The organism is Natronomonas salsuginis (assembly GCF_005239135.1).
Classification (GTDB): domain Archaea; phylum Halobacteriota; class Halobacteria; order Halobacteriales; family Haloarculaceae; genus Natronomonas; species Natronomonas salsuginis.
Genome location: NZ_QKNX01000004.1, coordinates 88,457 through 102,384 on the forward strand (window position 1 = coordinate 88,457; position 13,928 = coordinate 102,384).

The 13,928-nt window shown below is 66.7% G+C and carries 19 protein-coding genes; 6 read left to right on the forward strand and 13 right to left on the reverse strand.

The window, feature by feature from the left end; all coding sequences use genetic code 11:
• Positions 1-3: 3 nt before the first annotated feature.
• Positions 4-507 carry a GNAT family N-acetyltransferase gene (locus tag DM868_RS10830; RefSeq protein ID WP_137276892.1) on the reverse strand — a complete coding sequence of 168 codons (504 nt, stop codon included), beginning with the start codon at positions 505-507 and terminating at the stop codon, positions 4-6.
• The gene (locus tag DM868_RS10835) at positions 504-1,013 is read right to left on the reverse strand and encodes a metallophosphoesterase (protein WP_137276893.1); all 510 of its coding nucleotides are present in this window, start codon (positions 1,011-1,013) and stop codon (positions 504-506) included. The genes DM868_RS10830 and DM868_RS10835 overlap by 4 nt, the downstream gene beginning before the upstream one ends.
• Positions 1,014-1,098: 85 nt before the next feature.
• On the opposite strand from DM868_RS10835, the gene DM868_RS10840 reads away from it, so the two are divergent.
• Positions 1,099-1,491 carry a DUF2237 family protein gene (locus DM868_RS10840; RefSeq protein ID WP_137276894.1) on the forward strand — a complete coding sequence of 131 codons (393 nt, stop codon included), beginning with the start codon at positions 1,099-1,101 and terminating at the stop codon, positions 1,489-1,491.
• A 22-nt stretch (positions 1,492-1,513) separates the two neighbouring features.
• Here DM868_RS10840 and DM868_RS10845 read toward each other — a convergent pair whose 3' ends face one another.
• The 4 genes from DM868_RS10845 to eif1A form a co-directional block, all read right to left on the reverse strand.
• Positions 1,514-2,962 carry an NCS2 family permease gene (locus DM868_RS10845; protein ID WP_137276895.1) on the reverse strand — a complete coding sequence of 483 codons (1,449 nt, stop codon included), beginning with the start codon at positions 2,960-2,962 and terminating at the stop codon, positions 1,514-1,516.
• A gap of 89 nt (positions 2,963-3,051) precedes the next feature.
• Positions 3,052-3,765, reverse strand: a complete 714-nt coding sequence (locus DM868_RS10850) for a phosphoribosyltransferase family protein (RefSeq protein WP_137276896.1) — start codon at positions 3,763-3,765, stop codon at positions 3,052-3,054.
• 76 nt (positions 3,766-3,841) lie between these two features.
• Entirely contained in the window at positions 3,842-4,369 is a 528-nt protein-coding gene (gene pyrE, locus DM868_RS10855) for an orotate phosphoribosyltransferase (RefSeq protein ID WP_137276897.1), read from the reverse strand.
• A gap of 66 nt (positions 4,370-4,435) precedes the next feature.
• Positions 4,436-4,723: a translation initiation factor eIF-1A gene (gene eif1A, locus DM868_RS10860; protein WP_137276898.1), complete on the reverse strand. Its 288-nt coding sequence runs from the start codon at positions 4,721-4,723 to the stop codon at positions 4,436-4,438.
• 150 nt (positions 4,724-4,873) lie between these two features.
• Here eif1A and DM868_RS10865 point away from each other — a divergent pair, with 150 nt between their 5' ends.
• Positions 4,874-5,941, forward strand: a complete 1,068-nt coding sequence (locus tag DM868_RS10865; RefSeq protein ID WP_137277048.1) for a zinc-dependent alcohol dehydrogenase family protein — start codon at positions 4,874-4,876, stop codon at positions 5,939-5,941.
• Between the two features lie 53 nt (positions 5,942-5,994).
• Positions 5,995-6,201, forward strand: coding sequence for a DUF7470 family protein (locus DM868_RS10870; RefSeq protein ID WP_137276899.1), 207 nt, complete (start codon positions 5,995-5,997; stop codon positions 6,199-6,201).
• Between the two features lie 193 nt (positions 6,202-6,394).
• Here the strand turns inward: DM868_RS10870 and DM868_RS10875 are convergent, their stop codons facing one another.
• Positions 6,395-6,628: a hypothetical protein gene (locus tag DM868_RS10875; protein WP_137276900.1), complete on the reverse strand. Its 234-nt coding sequence runs from the start codon at positions 6,626-6,628 to the stop codon at positions 6,395-6,397.
• Positions 6,629-6,705: 77 nt separating this feature from the next.
• Here DM868_RS10875 and DM868_RS10880 point away from each other — a divergent pair, with 77 nt between their 5' ends.
• A complete protein-coding gene (locus DM868_RS10880; RefSeq protein WP_137276901.1) occupies positions 6,706-7,038 on the forward strand; it encodes a hypothetical protein in 333 nt (110 codons plus the stop codon).
• 133 nt (positions 7,039-7,171) lie between these two features.
• Entirely contained in the window at positions 7,172-8,347 is a 1,176-nt protein-coding gene (locus DM868_RS10885; RefSeq protein WP_137276902.1) for a tubulin/FtsZ family protein, read from the forward strand.
• Here the strand turns inward: DM868_RS10885 and DM868_RS10890 are convergent, their stop codons facing one another.
• The 5 genes from DM868_RS10890 to DM868_RS10910 all read right to left on the reverse strand — a co-directional run bounded on the left by DM868_RS10890 (position 8,348) and on the right by DM868_RS10910 (position 12,630).
• Positions 8,348-9,454: a DUF2157 domain-containing protein gene (locus DM868_RS10890; protein ID WP_137276903.1), complete on the reverse strand. Its 1,107-nt coding sequence runs from the start codon at positions 9,452-9,454 to the stop codon at positions 8,348-8,350.
• 24 nt (positions 9,455-9,478) lie between these two features.
• Positions 9,479-10,843: an oxidoreductase gene (locus tag DM868_RS10895; RefSeq protein ID WP_137276904.1), complete on the reverse strand. Its 1,365-nt coding sequence runs from the start codon at positions 10,841-10,843 to the stop codon at positions 9,479-9,481.
• Position 10,844: 1 nt separating this feature from the next.
• Positions 10,845-11,282 carry a DUF6069 family protein gene (locus DM868_RS10900; protein WP_137276905.1) on the reverse strand — a complete coding sequence of 146 codons (438 nt, stop codon included), beginning with the start codon at positions 11,280-11,282 and terminating at the stop codon, positions 10,845-10,847.
• Between the two features lie 102 nt (positions 11,283-11,384).
• Positions 11,385-11,924, reverse strand: coding sequence for a CDP-2,3-bis-(O-geranylgeranyl)-sn-glycerol synthase (locus DM868_RS10905; RefSeq protein WP_137276906.1), 540 nt, complete (start codon positions 11,922-11,924; stop codon positions 11,385-11,387).
• Between the two features lie 64 nt (positions 11,925-11,988).
• Positions 11,989-12,630 carry a DUF502 domain-containing protein gene (locus DM868_RS10910; RefSeq protein WP_137276907.1) on the reverse strand — a complete coding sequence of 214 codons (642 nt, stop codon included), beginning with the start codon at positions 12,628-12,630 and terminating at the stop codon, positions 11,989-11,991.
• 136 nt (positions 12,631-12,766) lie between these two features.
• Between DM868_RS10910 and DM868_RS10915 the strand changes: the two genes are divergently transcribed.
• Positions 12,767-13,627: a UbiA family prenyltransferase gene (locus DM868_RS10915; RefSeq protein WP_137276908.1), complete on the forward strand. Its 861-nt coding sequence runs from the start codon at positions 12,767-12,769 to the stop codon at positions 13,625-13,627.
• 23 nt (positions 13,628-13,650) lie between these two features.
• On the opposite strand, the gene DM868_RS10920 is transcribed toward DM868_RS10915, so the two are convergent.
• On the reverse strand, positions 13,651-13,896 hold the full coding sequence (locus tag DM868_RS10920; protein WP_137276909.1) for a PRC-barrel domain containing protein: 246 nt from the start codon (positions 13,894-13,896) through the stop codon (positions 13,651-13,653).
• Positions 13,897-13,928: the final 32 nt, after the last annotated feature.

Here is a 13,928-nt window from a genome sequence, read left to right on the forward strand (position 1 = left end):
AGCCTACGTTTCCCGGAGGTCGTACTCGTACTCGTACTCCTCGTGGGTCGCCCCGACGATCTCGGCGTCCGCCCGCCGCCCCCGCCGGAATCCGACCGCCTCGAAGAAGCCGATCCCGATCGCGTTGTCGCCGAGGACGCCGCAGGTGATCCGGTCGACGCCCGCCTCACGGGCCCACTCGGTGACCCGATCGAGGAGCGCCGAGCCGATCCCCTCGCCCCAGCGGTCCGGGTGGACGTACAGCGTGTGGAGTTCGACCTCGTCGGCCCACGTCTGTTCGGCGCTCGCGAACCCGACGACCGCCCCGTCGACTTCGGCGACGTAGAACGCGATCGCGTCGTGGTCGATCCCCGCCTCGATGAGTTCGGGGTCGTAGTACTCCACCAGGGCCGCCGCGATCGTCGAGGGGTCGAGCGCCCCGCCGTAGGCGGCGTACCACGCGGCCTCGGCCACATCGAGTATAGCACCCACGTCGTCGTCGGCCGCCTCCCGAACGCGGACCGTCATTCGCCGTCGATCTCGTGGAAGACGACCGTGTCCCCGTCCGTCTCGATCACCGCGACCGTGCGGCTGTCCTCGGGCACGGTCGGAAAGTGCGCGCCCGGATTGACGACGATCGTATCGCCGACCGCCCGCTGTTCGCGGACGTGCCAGTGGCCGTGACAGACGTAGTCGTACTCCCCGGTCGCCGCGAGCGCCTCGATCACCGGCTTCTGCTCGCCGTGGAGGATCGCGAACGATCGCCCATCGAACGTCAACTCCGCGAACCGGCCGTGGAGCGTCCCGCCGTCGAGGGCGTCGAAGGCGTCGACGAGGCCCTCGCGCTCGCCGTCGTTGTTGCCGCGGACGGCGTGGACCTCGAGCCCCTCGCGGTCGAGAAACGGGACGAGCGGCGGCGCGATGAAGTCACCGCAGTGGCACACCGTCTCGACCCCCTCGCGCTCGAAGCGATCCATCGCGGCCGCCGTCGCCGCCACGTTGTCGTGCGTATCGGAGATGACGCCGATTTTCATGTGTGGTGGTACGGGCGTCGTCGAAAAGAAGCCTCGGTGTCTGCCGGACGCCGGGACTTTTGCCCTCTCGATCCCTCTGAAGCGTATGCCCGAACGGAACGTCCTCGGCGAGGAACTGAAACCCTGTAGTACCGATCCGCTCACCGGCTTCGAACGCGATGGCTGCTGTGGCACTCACCCCGATGACCGGGGACGACACGAACTCTGTGCGGTGCTGACGGAGGAGTTCCTCCAGTTCAGCCGGACGCGGGGGAACGATCTCATCACGCCGCGGCCCGAACTGCAGTTCCCGGGCCTCGATCCGGGCGATCGGTGGTGTCTCTGTCTCGGGCGGTGGCTCGAAGCGCTCGAGGCCACGCGTGGGCAGCGACTCGCAGAAACCACGGTTCCGTCGGTCGTCCTCGAGGCGACGAACGAGTCCGTGCTGGACGCGGTCGACCGAGAGACGCTCGAACTGCACGCGTACGACCCGACGTGACGAATCGGAAAACTGCTCGGCGTCAGAACGCGACGAACCCGCCGTCCGCGAGGAAAAAGAGGACGTAGTAGCCGACGAGCGCGAGCGCCAACAGCCACTGGCCGGGCGTGACCTCCCGACCCCGGCCGACCGCGACGTTGACCAGCGGGTAGCTGAGGATCCCGGCGGCGAGCCCGTTCGCGATCGAGGCCGTCAGCGGCATCACGGTGATGGTGAGCGCGGCCGGGATGGCCCAGGCCGGATCGTTCCAATTGACGTCGGCGACTCCCTGCAGCATGATGATCCCGACGATGACGAGTGCGATGTAGGTCGCATACAGCGGGAGTAGGCTGATGAGCGGCACCACGGCGAGCGAGAGGAGAAAGAGGAGTCCGACGACGAGCGCGGTGAAGCCGGTCCGGCCGCCCTCCTCGACACCAGTCGACGACTCGATGTACGTCGTCACCGTCGAGGTGCCCATCATCGCGCCGACGGTCGTCCCGATCGCGTCGGCCATGAGCGGTTTGTCCATCTCCGGGAGGTCGCCGTCCTCGTCGAGAAACCCCGCGATGCCGGAGACGCCGATCAGCGTCCCGGCGGTGTCGAAGAAGTCGACGACGAAGAAAGTGAACACGACGAGCAAAAAGACGAGCGGTTCGTCGGCGATCTGGCCGAGCCCCTGGACGAACCCCTCGACGAGCGGGAGGAAGTTGTACTGCACGTCCGTGAGGAACGCCACGAAGCCGACGTCCTGAATGACGCCGACGGTGTTCGGCGGCGCGAAGGTCGTCTGCTGGCCGGGCACGAACAGCGCGATGAGCCAGCCAACGACCGCCGTCGAGAGGATCCCGATGACGATCGACCCCGTGACGCCGCGGGCGTACAGGAACAGAGTCAATGCGAGGCCGGCGACGGCGACGATCGCCGTCGGATCGAGGAAGAAGTTACCCAACTGGACGAGCGTCCCGTCCGGGTACTCGACGATGACGCCCATCTCCTGCAGTCCGAGAAACAGCAAGAACACACCGATACCGGCACCGACCGCGAACTTGACCGGCTCGGGAAACAGCTCGATGACGTAGCGGCGCGCGCCGACGGCGCTCAGGATGATGAACAGTATCCCCTCGACGAACACGGCGGCCAGCGCGACCTGCCAGGGGACGCCCAGCCCGAGGACGACGGTGAACGCGAAGAAGGCGTTGAGCCCCATCCCTGGGGCGAGCCCGAACGGCCGCTTCGCGTACAGCGCCATCACGGCGATCCCGGCCACGGAGGCGAGGATCGTCACGACCGCGAGCATCTGGAGCACCTGCGCCTCGCCCATCCCCGCCGGCGGATCCGTCATGATCGCCGGCGTGAGGATCACCGGATTGACGACGATGATGTACGCCATCGCGAGGAACGTCGTCGCGCCGGCTAGCGTCTCCGTTCGGAAGTCCGTGTCGCACGCCTCGAAGTCGAAGTAGTCAGCCAGTGAGTCAGCTACGCCCATATTTCACGTTTGAGCACACCGTCGGAGGCGGATATAAAAGTTTTCGTCAGACGAGCGTAAAAATATACACGTTCGTGGATGCCGTGGTGCTATCCGAGTTTGACGAGTGCGTCGACCGGCGCGTCGGTGCGCGAGCGCGCGCGTTCGATTCCCTCGTCGCCGACCGCGATGAGCGCGAACACGCCGCCTACCTCAGCGTCGGCCGCGGCGGCGATCTCGAGGAGGAGTTCTTGGGTCTCCCCCGATCGGATCAGGTCGTCGACGACCAACACGGAATCGCCCGCTGAGATCGCGTTCGCCGGCAGGTAGTAGTCGATCTCGATACCCGAGGAGAGACGCTGTCGAACCTCGATGAACTCATCGACGGCCGTCTCTCTCGACTTCTTCGCGTAGGCGCATCGTGCGCCGAAGTGTCTGGCCATCGCTGCCGCCAGCGTGATCCCGTCGGTCGCCGCCGTCAACACGATGTCCGGTGGTTCGATGGCCAGCAGCTCGGCGGCGACGGGCGGGACGAGCGACAACAGCGCCTGATCGAAGACCAGCCGGGAGTTGTCGACGTACCCCTCCTCGTCGACGACGATGCGGGCGTCGAGTTCGTCCATCAGGAGCTCGGCCCCGACGTCGGCGACGATCTCGCGGGCGCGACGCTCGCCCGGCAGGACGTGCCCGTTCACGTAGCGATTCAGATCGCCCGCCGGCAGGCCCGTCTCGGCGGCGAGTTCCTCGTAGGTGTGCGTCTCCTTCAGCGTCCGCAACACGTCGACCGCGCGCAACTGGAGGGCCGCCTTCTCCGAACGGTTCATACGTTCCAGTGGGTTACCGCACGTGCTTGAATACTTTGGTGTCGATCGACGACTGGATAAGCACTAAATTGTGTATCTATCGGTCTCGATCGGCCAGCAGTTCCGTCGCCGTCAACAGCGACTCCAGTTCGATGTCGCGTTCGGCGAGGTTCTCGCGAGCGCCCTCCTCGCGGTCGACGACGACGAGCACGCGCTCGACGACCGCGCCCGCATCCCGGAGCGCCTCGACGGCGTCGATGGCGCTTTGACCCGTCGTGGCGATGTCCTCGAGGACGGCGACCTCCTCACCGGCCTCGAACTCGCCCTCGATTCGGTTGCCCGTGCCATACTCCTTGGCCTGCTTTCTGACGATGACGTAGGGGCGATCCGTCTCGACGGCCGTCGCCGCCACCAGCGGCACCGCACCCAGTGCGACGCCGGCGAGTCGCTCGTCACCGATCCGGTCGGCGAAGGCCGCGGCGATGAGCCGCAGACAGCGCGGATCCGTCTCGAAGACGTACTTGTCGACGTAGTAATCGGACGTCCCGCCGTGTGAGAGCTCGAAATCGCCGAACTTCACCGCCTCGGCGTCGCGGAGCGCGTCGATGAGTTCCCGGTTGACCATACCGGACTCTCACCCGTCGGGGGCAAAAACGGCGCGGAATCGAGCCGCCGGCCAAACCGCGCGGCGCTAGCCCGTGATGTGGCCTTCCTGGCGGAGTTGGTCGGCTTCCTGTTTCTCGTATCGCCAGACGACGTCGGCTTTCTCGTCCTGCCAGTCCCACGGTTCGACGAGGACGACATCGTCCTCGCGGATCCAGATGCGCTTTTGCATCCGACCCGGAATCCGCGCGGTCCGCTCAGTGCCGTCCATACACCTGACCTTCACCCGGTTCGCACCGAGCATGTTCGTGACGACGGCGAACACCTCGTCGCCCTCGGGCATTCGGAGGTTCTTTCGTCCCTCGTTGTCGCTCATACTCGTCGGTTGGATAGCTGGCCTTTTAATCCTTTATCGCCCCGCTAGGTGGGGTACGCGGCCGCTCGGCCGCCCGAAAGCGACACACGGCACGGCTGCGGTGTGGCAAGCGTTATACCGGTCGGTCGAGTGTGTCCCGGTATCATGTCGATGCGCGCGGTCGTCTTTGAGGAGGTCGGCGAACCGATGGCGGTACAGGAGATCGAACGTCCCGAACCGGGCCCCGACGAGGTCGTCGTCGAGACGGAGGCCTGCGGCATCTGCCGCTCCGACTGGCACGCCTGGCAGGGCGACTGGGACTGGGTCGGCGTCGCGCCGACGCCGGGGCTCGTCTTCGGCCACGAACCCGTCGGGACCGTCACATCCGTCGGCGAGGACGTCGAGACGCTCGCGGTCGGCGACCGGGTCTGCGTGCCGTTCAACCTCAGCGACGGCACCTGCCGGTACTGCAAACAGGGCAGAGCGAACATCTGCGAGCGCGTCGTCCCCCTCGGATTCGTCCCGTTCCAGCAGGGCGCGTTCGCCGAGGAGTTCCCCGTTCGGAACGCCGACCACAACGCGGTCAAACTCCCCGACGGCGTCGATCCGGTCGACGTCGCCGGCCTCGGCTGCCGATTCGCGACCGCCTTCCACGGGCTCGTCCACCGCGTCGACGTCACGCCCGGCGATTGGGTCGCCGTCCACGGCTGCGGTGGCGTCGGCCTCTCGGCGGTCCACATCGCGGACGCCCTCGGCGCGAACGTCGTCGCCGTCGATCTGTCGACGGACAAACTCGAGAAGGCCGTCGAACTCGGCGCGGACGCGACGGTCGACGTGCGCGAGGTCGACGACGTGCCCGTCGCCATAAAAAAGGAGACGCCCGGTCGCCGCGGCGCGCAGGTCAGCGTCGACGCGCTGGGCGTCGCCGAGACGTGTCGAAACTCCGTCAAGTCTCTGTGCAAGGGCGGCCAGAACCTCCAGATCGGGCTCACGACGAGCGAGGAGGAGGGCGAGGTGTCGCTCCCCGTTGACTCGATCGTCATGGACGAGCGGGAGTTCGTCGGCTCGTTCGGCATGCCGCCCCACGAGTACGAGGAGATCTTCTCGATGATGGAGCAGGGGAAGATCGATCCCGGCAAGATCGTCTCGAAGACCGTCTCGCTCGAGGAGGTCCCCGAAGTCATCGCCTCGATGGACGACTACGAGACGGTTGGCATCCCGGTCTGCGACGAGTTCTGAGCACGTCGAATCGTTTCACCGGATTTAATCGCCCCGTCCCGAAATCACCGCGCATGGACACCGCCGAACTGCGCGAGACGCTCGGTGACACGGGCATCGCGGGAGCCGTCCTGTTGCTCGTCGGCCTGCTGATCGTGGGTCGCGAAAACCGCCGCGCCGGCCTCGGGGCCGCCGCCGTCGTCGCCGGACTCGGACTGATCGGACACGGGATCGTCGGCTCCTTCCTGGCGTCGATGGGGATGAGCTACGACGATCTGTGAGCGGTCGGCTCGCGACGTATTTAAATAATCGCGTGGGGGGAGGAGCGCTCGGTATTTATATACTGCACTCGGATTCGAACGGCGATTTTCGGCGCGGTGGTTTATAAATAGTTTATAAACGATCGCGGGTGGTTGATAAACTCCTCCTCGCAATCTATCTGACAGCGTTCGTCGGGATATCTATAAGTGGCTCTCACTCCCGCTGCCAGATGTACACCGCGAGGGCGACGAAGCCGCCGAAGAACGTAGTGACCGTCAGCCCGCCGACCGCCAGCGCCCACAGGGCGGCGTTGTCGTCACCTCGCCCCTCGGCGTCCTTGTACGTCCAGTACGCGAGCACGAACGGCAACACGACGAGGAGCGCGAAGATGAGCAGGAGGATCAACAGCTCGGGACCACCCGGTACACCGAATTGGAGGGGCGACATGCGTCCGATTTCACCCGCCAGAAAAATAAACCCTCCCGCGCCGAAGCGACTTTCCCCGCGGCGACCCTCCAGCCGGTATGGAGCAACCGAAACCCGCAGAAGGGTGGCCCGACAGACCGCTCTCGGAGGACGAGGCTGCGGACCGTCTCGGCGAGAACGGCCGCGCGGTCTGGGTGATGGACGCCGACAGCGCTGTCCGGTCCGCGACCGTTCCGCCGGACGCGCCCGAGGATCCCGTCGTCGATCTCGTCGTCGAAACCGACGAGGCCTTCGAGATGTACAGCTACTCGCGGGGTCGGTGGATGGACTACGGAACCCAGCGGAAAGACGACGACGAAGCGCCGTCGATGGCCGGCACGCTCGCGAGCTATCGGGTCCTCGTCGGCGAGAGCGACCTCGATCTCGACTAGCGCTCGTTTCACTCACCCGAAGATTGAATATTACGCCGTCGGTCTTGTTTAACATGTTGCCCTCCATTGCAGGTCGAACCGCGACGGAACCGTTCGATGTCGAGCCCCGACCGGACGGTCGGGGGGGTACGCGATGAAACTCGCCATCGTCGGCGTCGGGCAGGCGGGCGGCAAGATCCTCGATCGGCTCCTCGAATACGACGCGACCCGGAACACCGGGTTCGTCGGCCACGCAGTCGCCGTCAACTCCGCAACCACGGACCTCGACGGGCTTGCGCACGTCCCCGAGCGCGACCGGTTGCTCGTCGGGAGCGCGATCGTCAACGGCCACGGAACCGGCACCGATCCCGAGGTCGGCGAACGGTGCGTTCGCGAGGAACTCAGCGAGATCGAAAGCGCCGTCGGACGAGCCACCACGAGCCACACCGACGCGTTTCTGGTCATCGCGGGACTCGGCGGCGGAACCGGCAGCGGCGGCGCGCCAATCGTCGCCGAACGTCTCGGCGAGATCTACGCGGAACCGGTCTACGGGCTCGGTATCCTCCCCTCCGAAGACGAGGGCGGCATCTACAGCCGAAACGCCGCCGATTCCCTGCAGCGTTTCGTCGCCGCCACGAACAACGTCTTGCTTTTCGACAACGGAGCCGCGAAGAGCGCCGGCGAGACGCTGTCGGGCGGCTACGCGGACATCAATCAAGAGATCGCCACCCGGTTCGGCACCCTCTTTTCGGCCGGCGAGATCGACGCTCTCGGCGACGACGTGGCCGAGAGCGTCGTCGACTCCTCGGAGATCATCAACACCCTCGGCGAGCGTGGGCTCACGAGCATCGGGTACGCCTCCGAGCAGCTCCCCCAAGCGGAGCGCGGGGGTGGCGGCGGGCTGCTCAGCCGGTTTCTGGGCGGGGACGACGAGCCGGAGTTCGCCTCGTCGGGCGACGCGACGAATCGGATCACCTCGCTCACGCGGCGGGCGACGCTCGGCCAGCTCACCCTGCCCTGCGAGCGATCGAGCACGTCCAGAGCGCTCGTGATCGTCTCCGGACCGCCCGACGCGCTCAACCGCAAGGGGATCGACGCCGCCCGGCGGTGGCTCGAGGAGACGACCGAGTGTCGAGCGGTCCGCGCCGGCGACTATCCGCTCGCAGACGAGGACCGCGTGGCCGTGTTGGTCGTCCTCTCGGGCGTCACGGACGTCCCACGCATCGAGCGGCTCCAACAGCAGGCGGCCGACAGCGAGGCCGAAGCCGAGGCGCGCGAGGCGACCTCCGAAGAGAAGACGCGCGACCTCCTCGAGTACGACGAGGAGTGATCACCGCCCGAACGTCGCGAGCACCGACCGCCGCCCCCGTTCGAGCGCGACGCCCGCGACGATGAGGATCGTCCCGGCGACGACGAGCGCGATCGACCCCGACAGCGCATCGACGACGGTCGCCGCCACGAACGACAGCGTTTGGACCAGTGCGCCGACGGCGGCCACGTCGACGAACGCCCGCGAGCTCGTCCGGTAGCCGTAGTACCCGGTCGCGGCGACCGCGGCCAGCGCCGTCAGGTGAACGACAGCCAGAGCGGCCGCGTTCGGGATCGGCTCGGGTGCGAGCACCGCCGCCACCGTCCCGACCGCGACTGCGACCGTCGCCGCCGTCGCCCACGCCGCTTCGGCTCGTTCCGCTCGCCACCACGCAATCACGACGCCCGCAATCGCCCCGAGCGCGAGCGCCGCGAGCGTCGCCGACGCCTCGAGTTCGAACCACTCGAACCGGCCGTCGAGCCTCGTCAGCGCGATCGTCCCCGTGAGGACGAACGCCGCGCCGACGACCCGGTAGGTCCACCTGACGCGCGCTGTCCTCGCGACCGCGACACAGAACAGCGCCACGCCCAACAGCGCGGCCGGGACGGGCGGATCGCTGGGCGAGGCGAGATCGAGGACGACGGCCGCGAGCACGAGCAGGCCGAACCCGGTCCCGACGCGCGACCCGATCGCGTGGCCCGTCGGCAGCGCGATCGCCGTCCACGCGAACAGGATCCACACCGAGTCGATCGTCACCGCCGCGAGATCGGCGAGCAAGAACAGCGACGGTCCGGCCAACGCCGCTCCGAGGAGCGTCAACGCCAGCCCGGCGCGCGGCACGGATCGCCGGTACGCGGTCGCGCCCGCGGCGTAGGCGAGCCCCGGTCCCGCGAGCAGGACGGCGATCTGTCCGGCCATCGGGAGGTCGTCCCAGTTGGTCGCGAGAAACAGCGTCACGCCGACGAGGACGAGCGCCGACCCGACGACCGACAGCGCGAGCACCGTCCGTGACCGTCCCGCGTCGTCACCGTCGTCGTAGCGAGCGAGGATCGCCTCGGCCTGTTCTTCGGTGATGATACCGTCTCGAACCCACTCGTCGACTTCCGCTTGGAGGGCGTCGGGGTCCATATGCCGCGGTTATCGGCCGTCCGATTATAGCTTTGGTCCGTCCGAATCGCGCCGTCGGTTCCCGCCCTCTCGCTCGTATGCGCCGCGTTTCTCGAACTCCCCTCGCTGTTTCAAGACTGCCGGCGTCCGACAGACGCCCGGTTCGCCGACGGCTTGCGGCGGCACGCAGTTGTTGCAGCTCTCACAGACGGCCGTCGCGTCGGACTCGGCGAGCAGTCTCGCTGCCAGTCGCGGTTCGGCGTAAAACGGCCTCGCCATGCCGACCATCGAGCAGGCGTCCCCGAGCAGCCGATCCGCTTCGGATCGGCCCCTGATCCCCCCGACGCAGAGGACCGGCACGTCGACGACTGCGCGAACCCGCCGGCAGAGATCGGCGTTCCAGGCGGCCTCGAAGGGGGTCGTCGCGGCGTCGATCCGCGCGGCGAGTTCGACGAGCCGGCGACGCCACGGTCCGCCGAACGCGGCCTCGAACCCCCGCGAAACCCGATCGTCGAACCCCCGCGAGCCGAACTCACCGCGGATGATCGCGTGATCCCAAAACGGCGACGATCCCACAGGAACGACGGCGTCGTAGCCGATCTCGGCGAGGCGTCGGCAGGCCTCGATCGCCTCCTCGGCGTCGATCGACTCGCGGACGAACCACGGCGTCTCGGTTTCGGCGGGGACCTTGGTGACGAGCGGAACGTCCGTCCGCGCGCGGATCTCCTCGTGGACGACCTCGAAGAATCGAAGCCGATCGTCGAGCGCCCCGCCGAACTCGTCGTCCCGACGGTTGTAAAACGGCGAGAGGAACTGCTGGAAGATTCCCATCGTCGCTCCGGCGAGGTGGACGCCGTGGTAGCCGGCGGCCGCGGCGCGGTCGGCGGCTCGCCCGAAGTCGGCCGCGAGTTCGTACACCTCGTCGGTCGACAGCGGGTCGGCGTCGATCGAGAGGATGCCGAGCCGGTCGGCGAGCCTGAGTGGGAGCGGCGGTTTCGAGACGACGCGCTGTCTGAGTCCGGGATTGCGCCGGCGGTAGCCCGCGTGCCAGACCTCCATCGACCGGAGCCCGCCGTGGGCGAGCTGGGCGAAGATCCGGCTTCCGTGCGCGTCGATCCGGTCCGTGAGCCGGGACATGCTGGCGACCCGATCGGGATCCTCGAAGCCGGTCATGCCCGGAGCTGCTCGGCCCTCCCGCCCACGGATCGGCGTCGCGCCCTGCATGAGCAGGCCGACGCCGGCTTCCGCACACGGTTCAAGTTCGTCGAGCAAGCGATCGACGGGATCGTCGTCGCCCGCGTGTTCCAACAGCGGCGCGCGGTAGAGCCGATTGGGAAGTTCGAGCCCGCCGATCGAAACCGGGATCTCGAGGGTCACGTCGTAGTCCGTCGAGCCGTCGAACGCGGCCATCTCAGTCGGTCGCCGTCCGAACGCGGACGCCGGTCAGAACGACGACGCAGACGACCGCTGTCGTGACGTGCATCGCGCCGAGAATCCCGCCAGCGGCGAGGTTCCCGCCGGGCTGGTTCGGAATGACGGTGACGTCGGGAATCAACGACAGCACGAGGACGACGGCGGCGACGATGGTGAACATCCGGTCTGGATTCGACGAGACCCGTGCGAGAACGCCGTAAACGAGCGTTGCGCCGACGACCCCGACGGTCGTCAAGAACGTCACCGAACCGTACTGCAACGCGTTCAACTCCGGCGCGACGGCGGCCGAGATCGCGCCGAAGGTGATGAGCCAGTTGATCACGAGAGAGAGGGCGAGCGCCGCGACCCCCCGGCGGAGGAGGACGACTCCCGAAGCCCCCCCGGTGGCGCGGCCGCGCTCGGTCGCTGTCGACATACTCGTATATCGGCGTACCTCCTGAAATACGTTTTGTCAAATACTGTCACAGTTGGGGGCTGAAACGTGTTGGCTACCTCGGACGGGCGTCGATCGCCTCCGTCACCACGGCTCGTCTTTCAGGCCGAACGCGTACGCGATCGCGTTCGTCGAGACGTGCAAAAGCGGCGTTAACACCACCACCGCGACGAGCACGGGGAGCGTGAACGTGTCGAGAAACCACTCGGTCGCGACGATCGCCGTCAGCAGGAGTGACACGACGACGAAATCGAGTTGATCCACGCCTGGAAACGCCGCGCCGCGCTGTCGCCCGGTACGACGTTTCAGAAACGAGGCGAGGATGTCGCCCACCATCGCTCCGAACGCCAACGAGAGCGCGGCGAGGAGCGGAAACGGATCGGCGAACACGACGTCGCTCACGAACGGATGCAGTCGATTGAGCGCGAGCGCGACGGCGACGCCGGCCGCGGTCCCGAACGCCGTCCCGCGCCAGGTCTTCCCGTCGCCAAGGAGCCGTGCTCCGTCGCCGAGTGTCCGCCCCCCGTCGATCGGTCGGCCGCCGCCGGCGAGCACGGCGACGTTGTTCGGGATATAGGCCGGTAGCATGGCCCATATCGCCACCACGACCGTCTCGAATATCATACCGCGTGTGCGATCGGCCGTCGTATAAAAAGCGTGGTTCGCCGGACGCGCGTTCCGTCGACGATCAGCCCTCGTCGGCCGTCGAGCGCTCCGACATCGTCGACAGCGACGCCTCCGTGACGTCGATGTCGACCCCTCGATCCCTGTTCTCTCCGAAGCCGGCGCTCAGAATGCGGGTCAGCGAATCTTCGACGGACTCGTCGATCTCGGTGTAGCGATCCGATTCGACCTCGACGACGAACCCGGTCGTGATGTTCGGTGCGGTCGGCAAAAAGAGCACCTCGCGCCCGTCTTGGGTCGTCTTCCCGGTCTTGAACGCGGTCATCCGAAGTCCGTTCCACGTTTCGAGTTTGACCGGCGTTTGGAGCTCTTCGGGACCGCTGACGGCTGTTTCGACCGCCATCTTCGAAGCGTTGTAGACCACTCGGAGTCCGGGGAGATAATTCATCAATCCGTCGAGCGTCGCTTCGAGAATATCGCCGACGGTCGTTCGCATCAGATAGCCGACGGCGAGGATGAGGAGTCCGAACAGCACGAGCGTGATGAGCACCCGAACGACGACCGGGAGGTCGCCGAGCGTCGTCTCGAGGAACGGGAGATTGGCGATTGCCTGATAGATGAAGGCGACGACGTACGCCGTGATAAGGAGGGGGACGAGGACGATGAGCCCGCTTGCGATGTCTCGCTTCCAGGAGGACGGCAGCATTCATCCGTACGTCGGGCCGGCGTGTAATCAGCGCTTCGACTCCCTCAGCCGCCCTGGTATCGGGATCGCGTCGTGCGCTCGCCCCGACGCAAAGAGTCAACCGACTCGCCCACGTACTTACTGCATCCGCCTTCGGATGCGAGGCTCAATCGTCGACCAAACGCCGGTAAAAGCGCCGCTCGGAGCCGCGCTCGCGTTTCTCGTCCACAGCAATCTGTTCATCTCGGCCGCGGCGACGGGCGTCGCCCTCTCGACGACGTTGCTCGTGGAGTTGCCCCCGGATCCGATCGCGCTCTTTATCGTCTTCGCCGCGACGCTGTTCGTCTACAGTCTCAACCGGATCACGGACCTCGACGAGGACCGGACGAACGTCCCGAACCGCGCCGACTTCACGGAGCGATACGGACGGCCCCTGTTCGTCGCTGGCGTGACGCTGTATCTCGCCGCTATCGGCGGCGCGCTCGTCCTCGGCCTCCCCGGAGCGCCGTTTCTCGTCCTGCCGGCCGTCGCCGCGGCGCTGTACTCGCTGTTTCGCGTGAAACGGCTCCTCCTCGTGAAGAACCTCATCGTCGGAATCTCGTGGGGGATCATCCCGCTCGGCGTCGCCGTCTACTACGGAATCGGCCTCACGACGCAAATCGCTGTCCTCTCGGCGTTTTTCACCGTCATGTTGACGGTGGCTGCGGCCGTCTTCGACATCAAGGACATCGAGGGCGACCGCGCGGAGGACATTCGGACGGTTCCCATCGCCTTCGGGCCTCGAAAGACGCGGCTCGGTGCCCTCGTCGTGACCGCTCTCGTCGCCGTCTGTGTCGGCGTCCTCGTTGCGGTCGGCGTCGTTCCCCGACGGTTCCTCGTTCTCCTCGCCTTCCTTGCGTACGTCGCGGCCTACGTTCCCTTCGCGACGCAGGACCGTGGCTCGCTGTTTTACGGGTTCGTCATCGACGGCGAACACGTGTTCCTCGCCGCGCTGGTGATCGCGATGCAGTTGGTGTGAACCGCCTCGGCCGTCGCGAACGTCTACAGGTCGGCCCCGAGTCGAACTTCATCGTCGGTTATCGTGTCGATACGACCTCTCTCGAGGACGTAGTCGTCCTCGTCGGCGTCTCCCCAGCCGAGCTTGGATCTGATCTTGTCCGCGATCCCCGGGTCCGGATCGACGTACGCCTTCCCGGCTTTAAGCTCGGTCACCATGCCGATCTCGTCACCGTCCGCGTTGACCACTCGTTTCCCCTCGTCGTCTTCGGTTACGTTGGTTCGCGCCATCGCGGATCGGGTTAAACGGGTTGAGGGCTTTA

Excerpts from the sequence above, each read along its gene's own strand:
- DM868_RS10830 (WP_137276892.1), bottom strand. The coding sequence starts at position 507 with ATGACGGTCCGCGTTCGGGAGGCGGCCGACGACGACGTGGGTGCTATA.
- DM868_RS10835 (WP_137276893.1), bottom strand. The coding sequence starts at position 1,013 with ATGAAAATCGGCGTCATCTCCGATACGCACGACAACGTGGCGGCGACG.
- DM868_RS10840 (WP_137276894.1), top strand. The coding sequence starts at position 1,099 with ATGCCCGAACGGAACGTCCTCGGCGAGGAACTGAAACCCTGTAGTACC.
- DM868_RS10845 (WP_137276895.1), bottom strand. The coding sequence starts at position 2,962 with ATGGGCGTAGCTGACTCACTGGCTGACTACTTCGACTTCGAGGCGTGC.
- DM868_RS10850 (WP_137276896.1), bottom strand. The coding sequence starts at position 3,765 with ATGAACCGTTCGGAGAAGGCGGCCCTCCAGTTGCGCGCGGTCGACGTG.
- pyrE (WP_137276897.1), bottom strand. The coding sequence starts at position 4,369 with ATGGTCAACCGGGAACTCATCGACGCGCTCCGCGACGCCGAGGCGGTG.
- eif1A (WP_137276898.1), bottom strand. The coding sequence starts at position 4,723 with ATGAGCGACAACGAGGGACGAAAGAACCTCCGAATGCCCGAGGGCGAC.
- DM868_RS10865 (WP_137277048.1), top strand. The coding sequence starts at position 4,874 with ATGCGCGCGGTCGTCTTTGAGGAGGTCGGCGAACCGATGGCGGTACAG.
- DM868_RS10870 (WP_137276899.1), top strand. The coding sequence starts at position 5,995 with ATGGACACCGCCGAACTGCGCGAGACGCTCGGTGACACGGGCATCGCG.
- DM868_RS10875 (WP_137276900.1), bottom strand. The coding sequence starts at position 6,628 with ATGTCGCCCCTCCAATTCGGTGTACCGGGTGGTCCCGAGCTGTTGATC.
- DM868_RS10880 (WP_137276901.1), top strand. The coding sequence starts at position 6,706 with ATGGAGCAACCGAAACCCGCAGAAGGGTGGCCCGACAGACCGCTCTCG.
- DM868_RS10885 (WP_137276902.1), top strand. The coding sequence starts at position 7,172 with ATGAAACTCGCCATCGTCGGCGTCGGGCAGGCGGGCGGCAAGATCCTC.
- DM868_RS10890 (WP_137276903.1), bottom strand. The coding sequence starts at position 9,454 with ATGGACCCCGACGCCCTCCAAGCGGAAGTCGACGAGTGGGTTCGAGAC.
- DM868_RS10895 (WP_137276904.1), bottom strand. The coding sequence starts at position 10,843 with ATGGCCGCGTTCGACGGCTCGACGGACTACGACGTGACCCTCGAGATC.
- DM868_RS10900 (WP_137276905.1), bottom strand. The coding sequence starts at position 11,282 with ATGTCGACAGCGACCGAGCGCGGCCGCGCCACCGGGGGGGCTTCGGGA.
- DM868_RS10905 (WP_137276906.1), bottom strand. The coding sequence starts at position 11,924 with ATGATATTCGAGACGGTCGTGGTGGCGATATGGGCCATGCTACCGGCC.
- DM868_RS10910 (WP_137276907.1), bottom strand. The coding sequence starts at position 12,630 with ATGCTGCCGTCCTCCTGGAAGCGAGACATCGCAAGCGGGCTCATCGTC.
- DM868_RS10915 (WP_137276908.1), top strand. The coding sequence starts at position 12,767 with ATGCGAGGCTCAATCGTCGACCAAACGCCGGTAAAAGCGCCGCTCGGA.
- DM868_RS10920 (WP_137276909.1), bottom strand. The coding sequence starts at position 13,896 with ATGGCGCGAACCAACGTAACCGAAGACGACGAGGGGAAACGAGTGGTC.